The 18,486-nt window shown below is 62.7% G+C and carries 17 protein-coding genes; 7 read left to right on the top strand and 10 right to left on the bottom strand.

Translation table 11 applies throughout. The features are described 5' to 3' along the window. Positions 1-33: 33 nt before the first annotated feature. From GWG65_RS00495 to GWG65_RS00485, 3 genes are all read right to left on the bottom strand, one after another. Positions 34-828, bottom strand: a complete 795-nt coding sequence (locus GWG65_RS00495) for an ABC transporter ATP-binding protein (RefSeq protein WP_148737459.1) — start codon at positions 826-828, stop codon at positions 34-36. Positions 829-840: 12 nt separating this feature from the next. Further along, the gene (gene ntrB, locus GWG65_RS00490; protein WP_275193325.1) at positions 841-1,737 is read right to left on the bottom strand and encodes a nitrate ABC transporter permease; all 897 of its coding nucleotides are present in this window, start codon (positions 1,735-1,737) and stop codon (positions 841-843) included. A gap of 61 nt (positions 1,738-1,798) precedes the next feature. Continuing rightward, positions 1,799-3,118 (bottom strand): CmpA/NrtA family ABC transporter substrate-binding protein, encoded by a 1,320-nt coding sequence (locus GWG65_RS00485; protein ID WP_275193324.1) that lies wholly within the window; start codon positions 3,116-3,118, stop codon positions 1,799-1,801. A gap of 672 nt (positions 3,119-3,790) precedes the next feature. On the opposite strand from GWG65_RS00485, the gene GWG65_RS00480 reads away from it, so the two are divergent. Next, positions 3,791-4,630 carry a formate/nitrite transporter family protein gene (locus tag GWG65_RS00480; protein WP_275193323.1) on the top strand — a complete coding sequence of 280 codons (840 nt, stop codon included), beginning with the start codon at positions 3,791-3,793 and terminating at the stop codon, positions 4,628-4,630. Between the two features lie 281 nt (positions 4,631-4,911). Then, positions 4,912-6,648 (top strand): bifunctional protein-serine/threonine kinase/phosphatase, encoded by a 1,737-nt coding sequence (locus tag GWG65_RS00475; RefSeq protein ID WP_275193322.1) that lies wholly within the window; start codon positions 4,912-4,914, stop codon positions 6,646-6,648. A gap of 219 nt (positions 6,649-6,867) precedes the next feature. Here GWG65_RS00475 and GWG65_RS00470 read toward each other — a convergent pair whose 3' ends face one another. After that, the gene (locus tag GWG65_RS00470; RefSeq protein ID WP_275193321.1) at positions 6,868-7,737 is read right to left on the bottom strand and encodes an NmrA/HSCARG family protein; all 870 of its coding nucleotides are present in this window, start codon (positions 7,735-7,737) and stop codon (positions 6,868-6,870) included. A 103-nt stretch (positions 7,738-7,840) separates the two neighbouring features. Between GWG65_RS00470 and GWG65_RS00465 the strand changes: the two genes are divergently transcribed. Next, positions 7,841-8,734, top strand: coding sequence for a LysR substrate-binding domain-containing protein (locus GWG65_RS00465; RefSeq protein WP_275193320.1), 894 nt, complete (start codon positions 7,841-7,843; stop codon positions 8,732-8,734). Positions 8,735-8,756: 22 nt separating this feature from the next. Here the strand turns inward: GWG65_RS00465 and GWG65_RS00460 are convergent, their stop codons facing one another. Beyond that, entirely contained in the window at positions 8,757-9,674 is a 918-nt protein-coding gene (locus GWG65_RS00460; RefSeq protein WP_275193319.1) for an intradiol ring-cleavage dioxygenase, read from the bottom strand. 166 nt (positions 9,675-9,840) lie between these two features. Between GWG65_RS00460 and GWG65_RS00455 the strand changes: the two genes are divergently transcribed. Next, complete coding sequence (locus GWG65_RS00455; protein WP_275193318.1) at positions 9,841-11,115, top strand: serine hydrolase domain-containing protein; 1,275 nt, start codon at positions 9,841-9,843, stop codon at positions 11,113-11,115. Positions 11,116-11,164: 49 nt separating this feature from the next. Here the strand turns inward: GWG65_RS00455 and GWG65_RS00450 are convergent, their stop codons facing one another. From GWG65_RS00450 to GWG65_RS00440, 3 genes are all read right to left on the bottom strand, one after another. Further along, the gene (locus GWG65_RS00450; protein ID WP_275193317.1) at positions 11,165-12,484 is read right to left on the bottom strand and encodes a TRAP transporter large permease; all 1,320 of its coding nucleotides are present in this window, start codon (positions 12,482-12,484) and stop codon (positions 11,165-11,167) included. Next, positions 12,481-12,996, bottom strand: coding sequence for a TRAP transporter small permease (locus GWG65_RS00445; protein WP_275193316.1), 516 nt, complete (start codon positions 12,994-12,996; stop codon positions 12,481-12,483). Before GWG65_RS00445 ends, GWG65_RS00450 begins: the two co-directional genes overlap by 4 nt. Before the next feature lie 84 nt (positions 12,997-13,080). After that, positions 13,081-14,079, bottom strand: coding sequence for a TRAP transporter substrate-binding protein (locus GWG65_RS00440; RefSeq protein ID WP_275193315.1), 999 nt, complete (start codon positions 14,077-14,079; stop codon positions 13,081-13,083). A gap of 414 nt (positions 14,080-14,493) precedes the next feature. Here GWG65_RS00440 and GWG65_RS00435 point away from each other — a divergent pair, with 414 nt between their 5' ends. Next, positions 14,494-14,835, top strand: coding sequence for a DUF1236 domain-containing protein (locus GWG65_RS00435; protein WP_275193314.1), 342 nt, complete (start codon positions 14,494-14,496; stop codon positions 14,833-14,835). A 104-nt stretch (positions 14,836-14,939) separates the two neighbouring features. On the opposite strand, the gene GWG65_RS00430 is transcribed toward GWG65_RS00435, so the two are convergent. Both GWG65_RS00430 and GWG65_RS00425 read right to left on the bottom strand, forming a co-directional pair. Further along, positions 14,940-15,671 (bottom strand): cytochrome c biogenesis protein CcdA, encoded by a 732-nt coding sequence (locus GWG65_RS00430; RefSeq protein ID WP_275193313.1) that lies wholly within the window; start codon positions 15,669-15,671, stop codon positions 14,940-14,942. 206 nt (positions 15,672-15,877) lie between these two features. Continuing rightward, positions 15,878-16,114, bottom strand: a complete 237-nt coding sequence (locus GWG65_RS00425; RefSeq protein ID WP_275193558.1) for a hypothetical protein — start codon at positions 16,112-16,114, stop codon at positions 15,878-15,880. A 519-nt stretch (positions 16,115-16,633) separates the two neighbouring features. On the opposite strand from GWG65_RS00425, the gene GWG65_RS00420 reads away from it, so the two are divergent. After that, entirely contained in the window at positions 16,634-17,680 is a 1,047-nt protein-coding gene (locus GWG65_RS00420; RefSeq protein ID WP_247383518.1) for a LysR family transcriptional regulator, read from the top strand. Positions 17,681-17,709: 29 nt separating this feature from the next. Continuing rightward, positions 17,710-18,081, top strand: a complete 372-nt coding sequence (locus tag GWG65_RS00415; protein ID WP_045008888.1) for a helix-turn-helix transcriptional regulator — start codon at positions 17,710-17,712, stop codon at positions 18,079-18,081. Positions 18,082-18,486: the final 405 nt, after the last annotated feature.

Here is an 18,486-nt window from a genome sequence, read left to right as displayed (position 1 = left end):
TTTGTGCGCGCACGTCACGCATTTACGACGCGTTTACGCGGCTTCGACGAAGCGGTGACGCTCATAGAGGAATTCGAGCACGCGCTGCCGGCACTTCAGATAGGTGGTGTTGGTGGCGAGCTCGAGCCGCTTGCGCGGGCGCGCCAGCGGCACCTCCAGCACCTCGCCAATGCGCGCGGAGGGACCGTTTGTCATCATCACGATGCGGTCGGACAGCAGCACGGCCTCGTCGACGTCGTGGGTGATCATCAAAATGGTGTTGCCGAGCTTCTGGTGCAGCGCCATCACCGAATCCTGGAGATGCGCGCGGGTCAGCGCGTCGAGCGCGCCGAAGGGCTCGTCGAGCAGCAGCACCTTCGGCTCCATCGCCAGCGCACGGGCAATGCCGACGCGCTGCTTCATGCCGCCGGACACTTCCGAGGGGCGCTTGTCCTTGGCATGCGCCATCTGCACGAGGTTGAGATTGTGCATGACCCAGGCGTCGCGTTCGGCGCGGGACTTCGTCCTGGCGAAGACCTTGTCGACGCCAAGCCTGACGTTCTCGTAGACAGTGAGCCAGGGCAGCAGGCTGTGGTTCTGAAATACCACGGCGCGGTCGGGGCCGGGCGAGTTGACCTCACGGTTCTCCAGCAGCACGCCGCCGGTGGTGGCGCCAGTCAGGCCTGCGATGATGTTGAGCAGGGTCGACTTGCCGCAGCCGGAATGGCCGATGATCGAGACGTATTCGCCCTTCTCGATGGTCAGGCTGATGTCCTTCAGCACCTCCGTTGAGGCGGCGCCGCGGGTAAAAATCTTGTCGATATGGTCGAGCTTCAGATAGGCGGTCATGTGCCTCTCCCCTCAGTTCTGCGCGGTGCCGCGGGTGACGATCTTGCCGAGGCCTGCGATCAGGCGGTCGAGCACGAAGCCGATGATGCCGACATAGAACAGCGCCAAAATGATCTCGCTGATATGCGAGGAATTCCAGGCGTCCCAGATGAAGAAGCCGATGCCGACGCCGCCGATCAGCATCTCCGCCGCGACGATCGCAAGCCACGACAGGCCGATGCCGATGCGAAGCCCCGTGAAGATGTAGGGCGCCGCGGCCGGGATCATGATCTTGGCGAAGAACTCGAGCGGATTGAGCTGCACCACCGCCGCGACATTGCGATAGTCCTGCGGGATGTTGCGGATTCCGACCGCGGTGTTGATGATGATCGGCCAGATCGAAGTGATGAAGATGACGAAGATCGCCGAGGGCTGGCCGTCGCGGAAGGCGGCGAGCGAGAGCGGCAGCCAGGCCAGCGGCGGGATGGTGCGCAGCACCTGGAACAGCGGATCGAGCCCGCGCATCGCCCAGATCGATTGCCCGACCAGCACGCCGAGCGCGATGCCGGCGACCGCGGAGAGCGAGTAGCCAAGCGCGACGCGCTGGAGACTGGCGGAGAGATGCCAGAACAGACCCTTGTCGATGCCGCCATGGTCGAAGAACGGATCGAGGATGAGCTCCTTGGTGTCCTTGAACACCTTTGATGGCGGCGGCAGCGCCGAGCCGGCGCGGCGGCAGATGAGCTCCCACACCAGAAGCAAGAGCGCGATCACGACCACCGGCGGGATCACGCGAACCGCGGTCTCCCTCGCCATCCGCGCGTACGTCTCGCTCCGCGGCGGCCGCCTCGGCGTCATCGCGACGACCGGCGCGGCGGTGCCCGCAGGCATGGCGGTCTCAATGTCCATCTTCGTGGCAGGCATGTTCATCGCAAAATCTCTCCGGCTTCCCAAGACGATGCGGCCGCCCTGAGGCGGCCGCTGGCTCCCATCAGACTTCGACGCGCTTGATTGCGAGCGACTTCAGATAGGCGGCCGGATTTTCGGGATCGAACACCTTGCCGTCGAAGAAGGTCTCCTTGCCGCGCGAGGTCGAGGTCGGGATCTCGGAGGCTGCGACACCGAGCGTCTTGGCCGCATCGCGCCACATGTCCTCGCGGTTGACCTTGGCGATCAGCGCCTTGGTGTCGAAATTCGCCGCGTACTTGCCCCAGCGAATGTCCTCGGTGAGGAACCAGAGGTCGTGGCTCCTAAACGGATAGGAGGCGAAGTCGCGCCAATACTTCATGATGTGCGGCGAGTTCTCGACGACCTTGCCGGGAAGGCCGTAGTCGAACTTGCCGGCGGTACGGTCGAGCACGTCTTCGACGGGGCAGTTCATCCATTGCCGCTTGCCCATGATGGCGGCGAGCTCGGGCTTGTTCTCGGCCTTGTCGGACCATTGCTGGGCTTCCATCACCGCCATCAGAAGAGCTTTCGCGGCCTTCGGATATTTGTCGACAAAGGCCGCGCGCATGCCGAAGGATTTTTCCGGATGCTTGTTCCAGAGTTCGCCGGTCGTGACTGCCGTATAGCCGATGTTCTGGTGGATCAGTTGCAGGTTCCAGGGCTCGCCGACGCAGAAGCAGTCCATGGTGCCGACCTTCATGTTGGCCACCATTTGCGCCGGCGGCACCACGATGGTCTCGATGTCCTTGTCGGGATCGATGCCGCCGGCCGCGAGCCAGTAGCGGATCCAGAGGTCATGCGTACCGCCGGGGAAAGTCATCGCGGCCTTCACGGACTTGCCGGAGGCCTTCTTCTTCTCCAAGGCAGCCTTGAAGGCAGACGCATCGACGCCGAGCTTGAGATCGGCATATTCGTTGGCAACGGAGATGCACTGGCTGTCGAGATTGAGCCGCGCCAGGATGTACATCGGCGTCGGCTGGTTGTTCTGCGTCACCTTGCCGGCTGAGATCAGGTAAGGCATCGGGGTGAGAATATGCGCGCCGTCGATGCCGTTGCCTTCGGAGCCCAGCACGAGATTGTCGCGCGTGGTGCCCCAGGACGCTTGCTTCTGCACGTCGACGTCGGGCATGCCGTATTTGGCGAACAGGCCCTTGTCCTTGGCGACGAACAGCGGGCCGGCGTCGCTCAGCGCGATGAAGCCGAGCTTGGTGCCCTTGACCTCGGGGCCCGCGTCCTGCGCGAACGCGCCGGCAGGGAAATTCAGCTTGGCGGCGGCGAGAAGTGCGGCGGTGCTGCCGGCCGCCTTCAACAATTGACGGCGGCTGAGGCCACTATCCGAGGGCCGGCGAATGCGCTTGGTCATAGCTGGTGTCGTCCTTTGCGTCGTTGCGAATGATTTGCGTCAGTGCACACGAGCAGCCCGTCCGTCCGGCAACGCCTGAAGCAGCGCATGCGAACGCGCGACGGGGGAGACCCCCGTCCGGTGGCGTCGGCAATTCGGATGAGAAGTCTCGCGGGACGGCTTCAATGGCGTCGGACTGGAACCATTCAAGCTTCATGCCAAGCGTGCCGGGGCGAAAAATCCCGGATAATGAGTGGGTTACGAAGGCTGCGCCAGACTGTCGCATGACGCGTTCCGCACGGGAAACTTGCGATCTGCCCACTCCGTGTGCAGCGCACAAATCTTATGCAATCGCTTAAGCAAAGGCCGCAGCGCACGTGAGAGCCGGATCAGCGAGCGCTACATCTATTTGATATTACTATGTTTTCATAACAAGCTCACCCGGCACGCAACTTGCATCTGCATGGACGTCAACGAAGACTGCGGCTTTGCCGCATTGTTGCAGCCGCTGGCGGCTGCAGCCCGGAAGCTCACCAGCTTTACGGCCTCCCCGGCTCGGTCGTCGTGACGCGTTTCCCAAGGCTTCCAAACCTCTCCAGACCTCGTGCGCGGCAAAGCTGTCCGCACGGCCAATCATGTTCAGCCGCGCTTTCGGGTGTGGCGATCCCACTTACGAAGCAAAAGGAACCATTGATGTCGTATCTCGCGCCCTCGGAATTCGTCACCAAGATGGTGGATGCTGGCGAATCCAAGATCTTCATGTCCACCCGGGACACCATCATCCGGGCCTACATGGCCGGCGCCATCCTCGCGCTGGCGGCGTGGTTCGCCGTCACCATCAACGTGAACACGGGCCAGCCGCTGATCGGGGCGCTGCTGTTTCCGGTCGGATTCGCCATGCTGTACCTGCTCGGCTTCGACCTCCTGACGGGCGTGTTCGTTCTCTCCCCGCTGGCGCTGATCGACAAGCGCCCGGGCGTCACGTTTGGCGGTCTGCTGCGAAACTGGGGCCTCGTCTTCGTCGGCAACTTCGCCGGCGCCTTCACCGTGGCCTTCATGATGGCCTTCGTCACCACGTTCGGCTTCACGCAAGACCCCGACAAGGTCGGCACGGCCATCGGAAACATCGGCGAAGGCCGAACGCTCGGCTATGCCGCGCATGGCGCCGCCGGCATGGCGACCCTGTTCATGCGCGGAATGCTCTGCAACTGGATGGTCTCGACCGGCGTCGTCGGCGCCATGATCTCGACCTCGGTCTCCGGCAAGGTCATCGCGATGTGGATGCCGATCCTGGTGTTCTTCTACATGGTGTTCGAGCATTCCGTCGTGAACATGTTCCTGTTCCCGTCAGGCCTGATGCTGCACGCAAAATTCTCGATCATGGATTATCTGATCTGGAACGAGATCCCGACCGTGCTCGGCAACCTCGTGGGCGGTCTCGCCTTCACCGGCATGACCCTCTACGCCACGCACGTCATGACCCTGCCGAAGCGCCAGGCCGGCAAGGCTACGCCGCCCCGCGTTGCGGCCTGATCGAACCTGTCTCGACAGGGGAGCCTCGCCCGGCCAGGGTGAGGCTCCCCTCTCCTGGCAGGGCGATCGCATCTGAAAAAGAAGTCGGTGTGCGGTTTGCTTGTGGCCGATCCTTCGAGACGCCCGCTTTGGCGGGCTCCTCAGGATGAGGTCTTGTTTCGCGGCGAAATCTTAGACCCTCATGGTGAGGAGCCCGCCAAAGCGGGCGTCTCGAACCATGCAGGCCGAGCACTTTCATGGGCTCCCAAGTGCCATATGCCACAGCCCTGCCTCTCCCGGTGATGACGATGACTCGCGGACTCCTGATTTCGGTCGGCCAGCACTCCGATAGGGGTCGCAAGCCCATCAACCAGGATTTTCACGGCGTCGTGATTCCGGAAGAGCCGCAGCTCAGCCTGAAGGGCATTGCGGCCGTTCTGGCCGACGGCATCTCGAGCAGCACGGTGAGCCAGATCGCCAGCGAGTCGGCGGTCAAGAGCTTCCTGATGGATTATTACTGCACGTCGGAAACCTGGACGGTGAAGACGTCCGCCCGCCGCGTGCTGGATGCAACCAATTCCTGGCTCCACGCGCAGACGCGCAAGAGCCAATATGCCTATGACCGCGACAAGGGCTACGTCTGCACCCTCAGCGCCATGGTCATCAAGGCGACCACCGCGCACATCTTCCATGTCGGCGACTGTCGCATCTACCGCGTGGCCGGCAAGGCGCTCGAGCAGTTGACCGACGACCACCGCATCATCGTATCGTCGGAGCAGACCTATCTCGGCCGTGCGCTCGGCATCAACCCGCAGCTCGAGATCGACTACCAGGCGTTCGAGATCGAGGCCGGGGACACCTTTATCCTAGCAACCGACGGCGCCTACGAATTCGTCGATCATCGTTTCATCACGAGCGCGCTCAGCGAACATGCAGCCGAGCTCGACGGGGCGGCGAAGGCGATCGTCGACGAAGCATTTCTGCGCGGCAGCGACGACAACATCACCGTCCAGATCCTCCGCATCGATGCGGTGCCGCAGCGCGATCCGGCCGGCATCTTCAATCAGACCTCCGAACTGCCGCTTCCTCCGCTGCCCGAGCCGCGGGCGATGTTCGACGGCTACCGGATCGTCCGGGAGATCCACGGCAGCAGCCGCAGTCATATCTACCTTGCCGTCGATGCGGAGACCGACGCGCCGGTTGCGCTCAAGCTGCCGTCGATCGACCTGCGCGACAATGCCGCCTATCGCAAGCGCTTCCTGATGGAGGAATGGATTGCGCGCCGAATCGACAGCCCGCACGTGCTGAAGCCGCTGTCACAGTCGAGACGGCGCAGCTACCTCTACGTCGCGACCGAATTCATCGAAGGCCAAACCCTGAAGCAGTGGATGACTGATAATCCGCGCCCGGATCTCGAAACCGTCCGTGGCCTGATCGAGCAGATTGCCGCGGGCTTGCGCGCCTTCCACCGCATGGAGATGCTGCACCAGGATCTCAGGCCCGACAACATCCTGATCGACAAGACGGGCACCGCGAAGATCATCGACTTCGGATCGGTCAGGGTCGCAGGCGTCACCGAGGCCGCGCCGCTAGGTGAGGCCGACGAAATTCTGGGCGCGATCCAGTACACGGCGCCGGAATATTTTCTCGGCGAAGGCGGCTCGCCGCGCTCCGACATGTTTTCGCTGGCCGTGATCTGCTACCAGATGCTCACGGGAAAGCTTCCCTACGGCAGCCAAATCGCCAGGATCCGGCGCAAGGCGGACGTGCGGAGACTCCAGTATCGCCCAGCCGGCGACGATCGCAACGTGCCGGCGTGGGTTGATGGTGCACTCAGGCGCGCGCTGCATCCGGATCCCTACAAGCGGCACGAGGACCTATCCGAATTCGTCTTCGAGCTGCGCTCGCCCAATCCGGCCTATCTCGACACGCGGATCACGCCGCTTTTGGAGCGCAGCCCGCTGATGTTCTGGAAGCTGACCTCGGCGGCGCTCGCCTGCGCAGTCGTCGTCCTGCTCGCACTGTTGCACGCGCGGTAGGACGTATCAGGTCATCCCGGGGCGCGAAGCGAACCCCAATGCGCAATTGCGCATTGGGCGATCCATTGGGCCGCAGTGACTGTTGAGACATGGATTCCGGGCTCGCGACGTTGTCGCGCCCCGGAATGACGGAGCAAAATAACAACAAGGCAGACGCATCATGAGCAACGGTATGGTGGTCGCCGTTCATCCCTGTTCGGCCCTGCTCCTCCCGTGCCGTCAGGCCGAGGCGGCGATCTCGGCGGCGAAGTCGCGATAGGAGCGCAAGGGCCGGCCGAGCAGCGCGGTCAGGCGCGCAACGTCGCCAGCCTCGGGGATCATGCCCTCGGTGAGAAAGCGCTCGCTCATCAGGCGCATGTCGTAGGCCATCCAGGGCGGCATGAACTGCCTGAGGTTCTGCTCGAACCTGCCGGTGTCGTCGCCGCCATAGGCGATCGTGCGCCCCAGCACCGCCGTCCAGATCGCGGCGACGTCCGAACCCGTCAGCGTAGCCGGGCCGACGAGATTGATCCGCTCGAGCGGGAGCGCCCCCGTGGCCTGCTCGCGCCGGATGAGCTCGATGGCCGCGATCTCGCCGATGTCGCGTGCGTCGATCATGGCGAGACCCTTGCTGCCGATCGGCATCGGATAGACACCGTGTCCGAACACGACATCCTTGATCGTGAGATCGTTGTTCATGAAATAGGCGGGGCGCAGGATGGTGGCGTTGAAGCCCATCCGCTCGATCATCCGCTCGACGCCGAACTTGCCCGCGAAGTGCGGCACGTTCACGTAGAGATCGCTGTGGATCACCGAGAGGTAGACGATCCCCTCAACGCCCGCCTCGCGGGCCAGGTTGAGCGCAATCAGCGCCTGCGTGAATTCATCGGATACCACTGCGTTGAGCAGGAACAGGGTTGAGACATCTGAGAACGCGCCGCGCAGCGAGTCGACGTCGAGCAGATCGCCCTGCACGACATTGACGCCTGCCGGAAACTTGGCCTTGGCGGGATCGCGGACGAGCGCGCGCACATCGGCGCCGCGCCTGACGAGTTGTTCGATAACTTGGCGGCCGACTGTGCCAGTCGCTCCGGTAACGAGGATGGTCATGGGGATCACTCCGGTTTGGGTCAAAAAGACACCCCGAAATTGGTGATCCACATCCGGACCGATAGACGGTATATCTGGACATACCGTCTCATAGGTGGAACGTATGGACCTCCTTGCCCTTGCTGACTTCAATCTCGTCGCCCGGTATGGCGGTTTCGGGCGGGCCGCGCGCGCCACTGGACGCCCGAAAGCGACCCTGTCCCGCCGGGTGGCAGAACTCGAGAGCAGCCTCGACTTGCGTTTGTTCGAGCGCGGAGCGCGCGCATTGAAGCTCACCGAGGAAGGACGGGCGCTTTATGAACGGACGGGCGCATTGCTGACCGAGCTCGACGAGACGGCGGCGGCGATCGCGTCGGGCGGGGACAGTCCGCGCGGCAGCTTGCGGATCAGCGCGCCTTTGCTGTTCTCGCAGACCGCAATGGGCAAGCTCGCGGCCGCATTCGCGCTCAGATATCCGGAGGTCCGTCTTGACGTCACGACGGAAGATCGCTCCGTCGACATGGTGGAGGAAGGATACGACCTGGTCATCCGGGTGAATCCCGATCCGGATGAAAACCTTGTCGGACGAATCTTTCTGCGCGATCGGCTGGTGGTCGTGGCGAGCCCGGACCTGAAACGACCAAGGGACAATCTCGCTGTGCCGGCTGTCATGCGCGGAGCGGGCGACCGGAAAACAACCTGGGACGTGACGCTGCCAAAAGGAAGATCGCGTATCGCGGTTGATCCGGTCCTTCGCCTGTCATCGCTCGTCATGGTCCGCGATGCGGTCCGGGCGGGCGTCGGCGCCGGACGGCTCCCGGTGTCACTGGTCAGTCACGACCTGGCTGCCGGCACGCTGGTGCATTGGGGCGACATCGATGGACCAGAGATCGCGCTGTGGACGCTCTATCCATCGCGCCGACTCTTGAGCGCACGCGTATCCGCCTTCCTCGAGTTTATGAAGGAAGCCTTTCCCATGGGGACGCCTGACGAGCTGGCAGCCTTTATCGGACGCTGACGTACACCCCGCCGGCGAGCCGTCAGGCCGGCTCCCCGGCCTTCACCCCGAGCGGTTTCGGCGCCATGCCTCCCCCGGGCTTGAGGTGGAATTCGTAGCTCATCAAATGCCACTGCCCGTTTGCCTTGGAGCCGTCGGGCATTGTGGGATCGTTGCGCGGCTCGATCCTGGCGATGAGGTCGTCCTTGACCCCGAACACCACGTCGGAATCCAGATATTTATCGCCGCCCATGAAGACGTGGGTGATCAGCGGCTCAAAGCCCTTCGCATTCACCAGGAAATGGACATGCGCCGGGCGCATCGGATGCCGCTTGGTCTGCATGATCATCTCGCCCACGGGACCGTCGGTCGGGATCGGGTAGCTGCACGGCAAAATGGTCCGGAAGAAGAAGCGGCCGTCGTCATCGGTGATGAAGCGCGCCCGCGCCGAGGCGCCGACTTCGTCGTAGTTCGGCTTCTGTGAATCGTAGAAGCCGTCATCGTCGGCGTGCCAGACGTCGACCGGCACGCCCGCAAGCGGCTTGCCCTTGAGATCGGTGACGCGGCTCTGCACGAACATCCGCTCGCCAGTCAGATTGTTCGGGGAGATATCGGTGCCGTGTGCGGTCACCTTGTGCTCGCCGACATAGAACGGGCCGAGCACCGTGGTCTGGGTCGCGCCCTCGCGGTCGCGGTGGTTGACGGCATCGACGAGCATGGAGACGCCGAGCACGTCGGACAGCAGGATGAACTCCTGACGAGTGTCGGTGCATTTCTGGCCGGTGCGGGTCAGGAAATCGATGGCGTAGTTCCACTCCTCAAAAGTGAGACCCGTCCTGCTCACGTAATCGTGCAGCGACTTCACCAATTCCTGGAGCAGGAATTTCGCGCGGGGATTCGGCGTGTTGTCGAAGCTCTGGACGACGGCTTGGGTGAGCTCGGTCTCGTTGAACTGGGTCATGGTGCGTTTGCCTGCGATTTTCTCGTTGGCCCCTTAGGGGCTCCTTGGAGGCGTTCCAAGGTGGAGACTATACCAATCGGGGGGGGCCGCGTTAAGCGCGATGCGCTTGGAATGGGGCTGCCATTTCGGCTATCAACCTCCTGAGAAAAACCGCCCGGAGGAACTGATGCTCGCCCCGACCCCCGCCTCGCCTGAATCCGTCGGCATGTCCAAGGCCGCGCTCGATCGGATCGATGCGCATCTGAAGAACCGGTACATCGATGCCGGTCGCTTCCCGGGCAGCCATCTGCTAGTCTATCGCCGTGGCAAGGTCGCGCACAGCTCGGTCCAGGGCCTTGCCGACGTCGAGCGCAAGGCGCCGGTCAAGGACGACACCATCTACCGCATCTATTCCATGACCAAGCCGCTCACCAGCGTCGCCTTCATGATGCTGGTCGAGGAAGGCCTCGTTGCGATCGACGAGCCTGTCGCCAAATACATTCCGGAATGGAAGGATCTCGGCGTTTTTGTCGCCGGCACCTCGCCCGCCTTCCTGACCCGGCCGCCGTCCCGGCCGATGTTGATCGTCGACCTGCTGCGTCATACGGCCGGCCTCACCTACGGCTTCCAGCAACGCTCCAACGTCGATGCCGCCTATCGCGCCGAGAAAATCGGCGAGGTCGAGAAATCCGGCACGCTCCAGACCATGATCGAGAGCCTCGCAAAGATTCCGCTGGAGTTCTCGCCGGGCGAGGCCTGGAACTACTCGGTCGCAACCGACGTGCTCGGCTATCTCATCGGCAAGATCTCAGGCATGCCGTTCGAGACGTTCCTCAAAACACGGATCCTCGATCCGCTCGGCATGACCGACACCGACTTCCACGTCCCTGCGTCCAAGGCGCATCGCTTCGCGGCCTGCTATTCCGCCGACCCGGGTGGCGGCATGACCTTCCATGCCGGTCAGCGCAGGGAGGGCCTGACGCTGCAGGACGATCCGGCGACGAGCTCGTTCCTCACCCCGCCGTCCTTCATCTCCGGCGGCGGCGGGCTGTGCTCGACCGTTGCCGACTATCTCACCTTCTGCCGCGCACTGCTCAATGGCGGCGAGCTCGGCGGCGTCAGGCTGATCGGGCCGAAGACGCTGGCACTGATGACGGCCAATCACATTCCGGGCGGCCGCTTCCTGCCCGAGGTATCGCGCTCGCTGTTCTCGGAAGCTACCTACAACGGAATCGGCTTCGGCCTCGGCTTTGCCGTGACCATGCGTCCGTCCGAGACGCTGATCGCCGGCAGCCCCGGCGAATACAATTGGGGCGGCGCGGCCACCACCTCGTTCTGGATCGACCCGGCCGAGGAGCTGATTACGGTCTTCATGACGCAGGTGCTGCCGTCCAGCGCCTACCCGATCCGGCGCGAGCTGCGCAGCATGGTCTACGCCGCGATCACCGAAAGCAATCTGTAGGCAAAATGGACCGATCCCGCGGCATCAGGGCCGCGGGATCGCGCCCCGCTCATTTCAACATCTCCGGCACGAGCAGGCGCGGCAGGAACAGCGATACACTCGGCCAGATGATCAGCGCGGCCAGCACCAGCAGCATCGGCACCAGCATGATCACCGTGTCCTTCAGCGCATAGCGCAGCCGCACCCCTGCAATCGAGCAGGCAATCATCAGGCACAGGCCATAGGGCGGCGTCACCAGCCCGAAGGCCAGCGAGACGATCGAGATGATCGCAAACTGCACCGGATGCAGGTCGACCGATTTCGCCAACGGCTCCAGCACCGTGCCGACAATGATGATCGCCGGAATGGCGTCGAGGAAACAGCCCACCACCAGGAAGCAGAACGAAATAAAGAAGCCGGCCCCGATCGCGCCCATGCCCCAGGTCGAGACGTTGGCCAGCAGTTCCTGCGGGATCCGGTAATAGGCCAAGAGCCAGCCGAACGCGCTCGCGGTGCCGACGCAGAACAGCGCGACACCGGCCAGACGCCCGGTATCGAGCAGCGCCTTGTAGAGTTCTTTCGCGCCGGTTTCACGGTAGAAGAACGTCGATAGCGCAATGGAATAGAGCACCGCGACGCATGCGGATTCGGTCGCGGTAAACCATCCCAGCAAGATGCCGCCGACGATGATGAACGGCGTCGTCAGCGCCGGTATCGACCGCAAGATCGCCCACCACATGTCCCGCCAGCTGTCCTTCGGATAGGTCGGATAGCCGCGGCGCACGGCATAGACGTGCACGGTGGCCATCTGCGCGCCGGCGATCAACAGGCCCGGCACGATGCCGGCGAGGTACATCGCGGCGATCGAAGTCGAGATCAGTCCGCCCCATACGATCATCAGGATCGAGGGTGGGATGATGACCGCGAGCACCGCGGAGACCGCGGTGATGGCGATGGAGAACGAGAGGTCGTAGCCTTCCTTGGTCTGGGCGTCGATGAATATCTTGGACTGGCTCGCCGCATCCGCGGTGGAGGAGCCGGAGATGCCGGCAAAAAACACCGACAGCACGACATTGATCTGCGCCAGCGATCCCGGCCAGTGCCCGACCATCGAGCGCGACAACGCGACCAGGCGGTCGGTGATGCCGCCGATGCTCATCAAATTGGCGGTCAGCAGAAAGAACGGCACCGCCAGCAGGATGAACGAATTGTAGGCGTTGAAGGTTTCCTGTGCGAGCGTCATGATCGACAGGCGCGGCTCGATCAAAAGGATCGGCACACAGGCAAGCCCGAGCGCGAAGGCGACCGGCACGCGAATGATGAGCAGGCCAACGAAAGTCCCGAACAGGACCATGGCGGCCTGTCCGGCGGAAAGAATATTGCCGCTCATCGATTTGCCCCAGCCAGGATCCGCATCTCGTCGACGATCTGTTCACCGGCAAACACGATCCACGTCACGCCGGCCACTGGCCAGGCGACATGGATCATCCAGAGCGGCAGATCCGCCAGTTCCGACGTTCGGTTCCAGGCGAACCGCGTGAATTCGAGCCCTGCCCACACGAACACCACGGCCATCGCCAGGACGCCGAGCCGCGCGAGAATCCGCACCGCGGCCTCGCTTCGGCGTGACAAATCGGGCCAGACGTCGACTTCGAAATGCTGCGACTCCCTTATGCCGACCATGGCGCCGATCATGATCGTCCAGACGAACAGGAAGCGCGCCATCTCCTCGGTCCAGATGTAGGACGGAATGAACGGCGTGTAGCGCGAGATGATCTGCAGCGTGACCGGAACGACCAGAATGCCGACACAGGCGGCGAGCAGGATTTCCAGCAGTTTTGCATAGGCCGCCGTTGCTCGGCGCCATGGCGACGGGTTCGGCGGCATCGATATTTCAGTCATCATGGCTCCGGGGGATCACAATCACGGAACGGGGCAAGCCGTCTGGCTTGCCCCGACTTCCTGTCGCGTGGGCAGCGACGTTTCTCAGGCGACGTTGATCTTTTCGAAGATGCCCTCGGCGCCGATTTCCTTGGCATAGGTGGCCATCACGGGATCGGCGAGCTTCTTCATGGCGTCGCGCTCCTCGAACGGAACGCGCTTGAGCTTGCCGGCCTTCTCCAGCGCGTCGAGCTTGACGACTTCCTCGCTTGACTCCAGTTGGCGGCCATAATCGCCGGCCTCCTTGCCGGCCTTCATGATCGCGTCCTGCAGATCCTTCGGCAAGGTCTTCAGCGTTTTCACCGAGAAGCAAATCGGCCGGATCGATACCGCGTGCTGTGTCAGGCTGAGGTGGGGTGCGACTTCGTAGAACTTCATCGCCTCGACACCGGCCGCCTCGTTTTCGCCGGCCGAGATCACGCCGTTCTGAATGGCGTTGTAGACCTCATTATAGGCGATCACGGTCGGGCTCATGCCGACAGCTGCAAAGGTCTTCGACCAGATCGGCGCGCCCTGCACGCGAACCTTGAGCCCTCTGAGATCGGCGAGATTCCTAAGCGGCTTGTTGGCGAAGATGTTGCGGATGCCGCCGCCGGAATAACCGATCAGAACGACCTCGGCTTTCGCAGCGACTTCGTCGGCGATCGGCGCCAGGATATTGGCCTCGACGACCTTGTTCATGTGCTCGATGCCCTTGAACACGAAGGGCGCATCGATAAACGGGGCCGCCTTGGCGAAGGTCGACATGTGAGCCGGCGAGACGATGCCGTAATCGACCGCCTTGCCCTGCGACATGTACTCGAAATACTGCTTCTCAAGGCCGAGCGAGGAGTTCTTGTGCAGTGTGAAGTTGACAGGCTTGCCGTAGTACTTCTTGACCAGCTCTTCGAACCGGATCAGCGCCCGGTTGAAGGCATGGTCGTCGTTGAACTGGACCGCGCCGTTCAGCGTGATCGGCGCTTGCGCCCTGAGGATCGACGGCATGCCCATCGTAGCCGCCGCAGTGGTCGCGCCGATACCAGCGAGAAATGACCTTCGCTTCATCGTCTCCCCTCCCTTTGATGCTCCAGCCCTGTAGCCTGGCCGTGAGCGCAGCCGGTATGCGGCTTGCGAAAGGGAAGCGTATGTAAAACCTCGGCGGGACGGAAGTCATTTCGCGTGCGCTGGAGGTATTCTTCGTCGCAGGGCTATTCCTACACGACCTGTTGCACTGCAACTGGCGTCTCTATTGGTGCGCGGCAGGCTGTATGGGCGGCCTTAGTCGGCCGCGAACACCGGCAGGGACATTACAGCAACCATCAGCGCTGCAGTCGCTATCTTCAGCTTCATTCCCCCTCCAGTTCACCGGACATCGGCCCATTTACGAACGGGAAAAACCGGCAATTTGTTCCTACTCCCGAGGGAACGTCGCCTGCGATGAGAGGTTGTCGCGGCGCATATTCCAACGAGGAGCACAAGATGAAGAAGCTGTTGCTGCTTTCCGCCGCGGTGGTCCTGATTTCGACCGGCGCTTTCGCGCAGTCGACCGTGGTGACGACGACTGGAACCGGTCACGCGACGGTTCAGATCGAGCCGGAGTACCGAACCAGGATCAAGTCCTACATCACGGAGCATCGCGTCCATCCGGTGACGACGAAGGAAAAGATCATCATCGGCGCGACGGTGCCAAGCGACGTCGAGCTCGAGGCCGTTCCGCCAGACTGGGGCCCCTCGCTCACCAAGTATCGCTACGTCTATTCCGGCGACCGCGTGATGCTCGTGGATCCGGGCTCCCGAACGGTCGTTCAGGAAATCGATTGATCAGAGACGTGACGAAGGATAGTGGCCGCCTTGCAGGCGGCCACTATCCCGGAGCGACCACATGGAATCGCATCGAGAGGTGAGCGTCGCACCCGGCTGAGGCTCTACCCGATCGTCTGCAACGCCGGGAACGTCTCGAGCAGCCAGATGCTCACGTTCGAAACCGCGCCGGTGAGAAATCCGATGCCGGTGATCACCATCAACACGCCCATGGCGCGCTCGACATTGACGAGCTGGCCCTTCATGCGTGCGAACAGTGTAGAAAACTGTTCGATCATCAGGGCGGCGATCAGGAAGGGAATGCCGAGGCCGGCGGAATAGACCGCGAGCAGGCCGGCGCCCTTGGTCACCGTCGCTTCGGCTGCCGCGATCGAGAGGATCGCGGCCAGGATCGGGCCGATACAGGGAGTCCAGCCGAAGGCGAAAGCGAGCCCCATGATGTAGGCGCCCCAGAGGCCGACCGGCCTCGGGATCGGCAACCGGCCCTCGCGCATCAACAGGCCGATCCGCGTCAGTCCCAGGAAGTGCAGACCCATCACGATGATGACGATTCCGGCGAGAATCGACAGCTCGGCCGACCAGGCGCGGATCAGCCCACCGATCAGCGAGGCGCTGGCACCGAGCGCCACGAAGACTGTGGAGAAACCGAGCACGAACAGCAGCGCCGACATCATGATCGCGCGCTTCGAGGCCGCAACCGGCTCGTTGCTCTCGACATGCTCGATCGTGGCGCCCGTCAGATAGATCAGATAGGGCGGGACCAGAGGCAGGACGCAGGGAGAAAGGAAGCTGACGAGGCCAGCAATCAGCGCCGCCGGGATCGAAACATTTTGCATGATGAAGTCGGAGCCATCTCATGCTCCAAGCCGCGTGCGAAAATGCACGAGGGATCGGAGCCGAACCGGCTCTGGTGTAACCGATGCCGGAGAATGCGCAACTGAGGCGCTATCAAACCAGGGCTCCTCCCGATGCCGTCTGCAATCACAGATGCGGCATCGGGACGCGCACAAATCTCGCGAAAAAGCGAAATTCGGCGGCGCGGCTACTTCACCACGCGGAGCAGCGGACGCCGGGGCTGGTCCTGCGTCTGCTTGGAAGGCGGCGGCGGTTCGCTGGCAGCGCCCCGCAGCATTTCGTCGCACAATGCCTTGAGATCGGCATCGTCAATTCCTTTGAGTCGCATCCGCACATCGAGGATGACGATGGACAGCAGCTCGGCCGACTCACGGCTGTTGCTCTCGTTGAGAACCTTGCGGCACTCCTCAAGCGTCTCCAGCACCGACTGCAATTGTTCGACTGAATGCGACACCGGCGTTCTTTCCGTTAATTCGGCCTGCGAGAAGTATTTGTGACCATCCCCTCGGCCCCCATGCCAAATGCAAGATAGCATGGCGAGTCCGCGCCTTCGAATACGATTTCAGTATGTTTCTGCTTCGAAACCGCAGTTCCATTGGCTGTCGCGGCGCTGCGCGCGCAAGGCTCGAAGCACTCACGGATGAAACGCCTGGCGCGTTGAAAATGATCCACTTCGCAAGGTTGCTCGCAAGGCCGCGCAAACACTCGCACGCCACCTTTGGGTTCAGACGAACCCTGCAATCCCGCAGCCATTTCAAGGCTCGCAACGGAACGCACGCACACCCCTCTTCCGGGCGATTAATTGCCCGATTCCCCAGCCCCGGCACACTCCAATACCACCTTTAGCACGGTAAGGATGGCGTTCAAAACTCGCCGATCCCCAACCCGCCGTGGTTGTGGTTCGCGCTAGATTCTGCCAGTTTAGCGCTCGGAAGGGACTTGTATGCACTCCGTGGCGGAAAGGGGCGTTCCACTGGAAGAACGCTCAAAGACAAATCTCAGCGGCCTCTCGGATTGGGATGCCGCGCGGATATTCCTGGAAGTCGTCCGATGCGGCAGTTTCCGCTCGGCGGCCGAACGCCTGTCGCTGTCGATCAACGCCGTCCGCCGGCGGATTGATGATTTCGAGCGCCAGACCGGCACCACCCTGTTCACCCGCGACGTCCACGGCACCCATTTGACCGACGACGGCGCGCTGGTGGTCTCCGCCGTCGAGCGGATGGAAGCGGCCACCTTCGACGTCCTGCGCGCCAGCGATTCGATGGCCAACGCGCTGTCCGGCGAAGTCCGCGTCGCCGTCACCGAGGGGCTCGGGACGTTCTGGCTCGCTCCGCGGCTGGTCGAATTCCAGCAGGCCTATCCGAAGATCCTGGTCGATCTGCATTGCGCGATGCGCTCGGCCGACGTCTCCCGCCATGAGGCTGATGTCGCCATCCACCTGTCGCGGCCTTCAGCGCTCGACATCAAGCTGGTGCGGCTCGGCCGCATGCATCTGATGTTCTGGGCCGCCGAGAAATACATCGCAAAGCATGGCGCGCCGCGGACCGCGGCGGAATTGATCAAGCACCGCCTGGTGCTGCAATTCGCGGACCAGCTCGCCGCCAAGGAATCGTTCGAAAGCTTCTTCCCGGGCGTTTCGGAACGTGACCTTCTGGTCATGAAGACCAACGTCTCAAGCGCCAACTACTGGGCTGTCGCGAACGGTGCCGGCATCGGCGTATTCCCGAGCTACGCCATTGCGCTTGGCGGGAAGTTGATTCCACTGGAGGTCGAGCTGAACAGACCGCTGGATATCTGGCTGTCCTACCACCCCGGTAGCGGCCGGATACCGAGAGTGCGGCACATGATTGACTGGCTGATCGAAGCTTTCAATCCGGCGCGATTCCCGTGGTTTAAGGAAGAGTTCGTGCATCCGCATGAATTCAAGGACGAGTATATGGGCGAACCCCTGACCCACCTCTTCGGGGGATTTCCAACCGAAGAACGATGAGAAAAAGTATGAAAACAGCGGCGAAAAGAATGAAGCAGCGCAGTGCCGGCAAGCCCGACATTGAGCTGGGCAAACGCATCCGTCTGCGTCGTGTCGAGATGAAGATCTCGCAGGCGGAGCTGGGCGACAAGCTCGGCGTCAGCTTCCAGCAGGTCCAGAAATACGAGAAGGGCGTCAATCGCGTCGGCGCGGCTCGGCTTCAGCAGATCGCCACCGCCCTCGATGTGCCCGTCACCTTCTTCTATGACGGCGACAACAAGGCGCGCGAAGTCGAGAGCCTGCTCTTCCTCGACAGCGCTTTCAGCCTCCGCCTGTTGCGCGCCTACAGCAAGATCAAGGACCAGACGGTACAGCGTCAGCTGGTCTCGCTGATGGAATCGATCGCGGCGAACGAAGCCTAAGGATCGATCGACGGCCTGGCCTTTATGGCCGATGTTCAATCCGCCGCGTCACGGGGCGCGGCCGGATTGAACGAGACCGACTGGATCGAACGTACTGGATCGGACGTACCGGATCAGATCCGGGCCCGCGCGCAGCGCGCGTGGCCGTTGGTTCTCGGGGCGGCCTGACCGCTCCTTTTTCTTGGCACTCATGCCCGCCATGCGTCGCGTTTTCGCGAACCCATCCCGCTCCTGTTGCGACCCAATCGAGAGACCCGCATCGAAACGCGCGGGGCTCGCGATGCGCCACGGTTAAGGGGACCACAATCCCGAGGCGCTAGCCTCCCGCCGATTTTCGCGAATCGGCACCGGTGGCCGGGAATTGCCAATGCGAGCGCCCGCCCGGGCCTCGTGCTCATGGGGAAA

The organism is Bradyrhizobium sp. CSA207, from assembly GCF_029051685.1.
GTDB lineage: Bacteria > Pseudomonadota > Alphaproteobacteria > Rhizobiales > Xanthobacteraceae > Bradyrhizobium.
This window is presented reverse-complemented; position numbering and strand designations above follow the sequence as displayed.

Excerpts from the sequence above, each read along its gene's own strand:
- GWG65_RS00465 (WP_275193320.1), top strand. The coding sequence starts at position 7,841 with ATGGACCTCCTTGCCCTTGCTGACTTCAATCTCGTCGCCCGGTATGGC.
- GWG65_RS00450 (WP_275193317.1), bottom strand. The coding sequence starts at position 12,484 with ATGAGCGGCAATATTCTTTCCGCCGGACAGGCCGCCATGGTCCTGTTC.
- GWG65_RS00485 (WP_275193324.1), bottom strand. The coding sequence starts at position 3,118 with ATGACCAAGCGCATTCGCCGGCCCTCGGATAGTGGCCTCAGCCGCCGT.
- GWG65_RS00415 (WP_045008888.1), top strand. The coding sequence starts at position 17,710 with ATGAAGCAGCGCAGTGCCGGCAAGCCCGACATTGAGCTGGGCAAACGC.
- GWG65_RS00495 (WP_148737459.1), bottom strand. The coding sequence starts at position 828 with ATGACCGCCTATCTGAAGCTCGACCATATCGACAAGATTTTTACCCGC.
- GWG65_RS00455 (WP_275193318.1), top strand. The coding sequence starts at position 9,841 with ATGCTCGCCCCGACCCCCGCCTCGCCTGAATCCGTCGGCATGTCCAAG.
- GWG65_RS00440 (WP_275193315.1), bottom strand. The coding sequence starts at position 14,079 with ATGAAGCGAAGGTCATTTCTCGCTGGTATCGGCGCGACCACTGCGGCG.
- GWG65_RS00470 (WP_275193321.1), bottom strand. The coding sequence starts at position 7,737 with ATGACCATCCTCGTTACCGGAGCGACTGGCACAGTCGGCCGCCAAGTT.
- GWG65_RS00420 (WP_247383518.1), top strand. The coding sequence starts at position 16,634 with ATGCACTCCGTGGCGGAAAGGGGCGTTCCACTGGAAGAACGCTCAAAG.
- GWG65_RS00435 (WP_275193314.1), top strand. The coding sequence starts at position 14,494 with ATGAAGAAGCTGTTGCTGCTTTCCGCCGCGGTGGTCCTGATTTCGACC.
- GWG65_RS00475 (WP_275193322.1), top strand. The coding sequence starts at position 4,912 with ATGACGATGACTCGCGGACTCCTGATTTCGGTCGGCCAGCACTCCGAT.
- GWG65_RS00480 (WP_275193323.1), top strand. The coding sequence starts at position 3,791 with ATGTCGTATCTCGCGCCCTCGGAATTCGTCACCAAGATGGTGGATGCT.
- GWG65_RS00430 (WP_275193313.1), bottom strand. The coding sequence starts at position 15,671 with ATGCAAAATGTTTCGATCCCGGCGGCGCTGATTGCTGGCCTCGTCAGC.
- ntrB (WP_275193325.1), bottom strand. The coding sequence starts at position 1,737 with ATGAACATGCCTGCCACGAAGATGGACATTGAGACCGCCATGCCTGCG.
- GWG65_RS00460 (WP_275193319.1), bottom strand. The coding sequence starts at position 9,674 with ATGACCCAGTTCAACGAGACCGAGCTCACCCAAGCCGTCGTCCAGAGC.
- GWG65_RS00445 (WP_275193316.1), bottom strand. The coding sequence starts at position 12,996 with ATGACTGAAATATCGATGCCGCCGAACCCGTCGCCATGGCGCCGAGCA.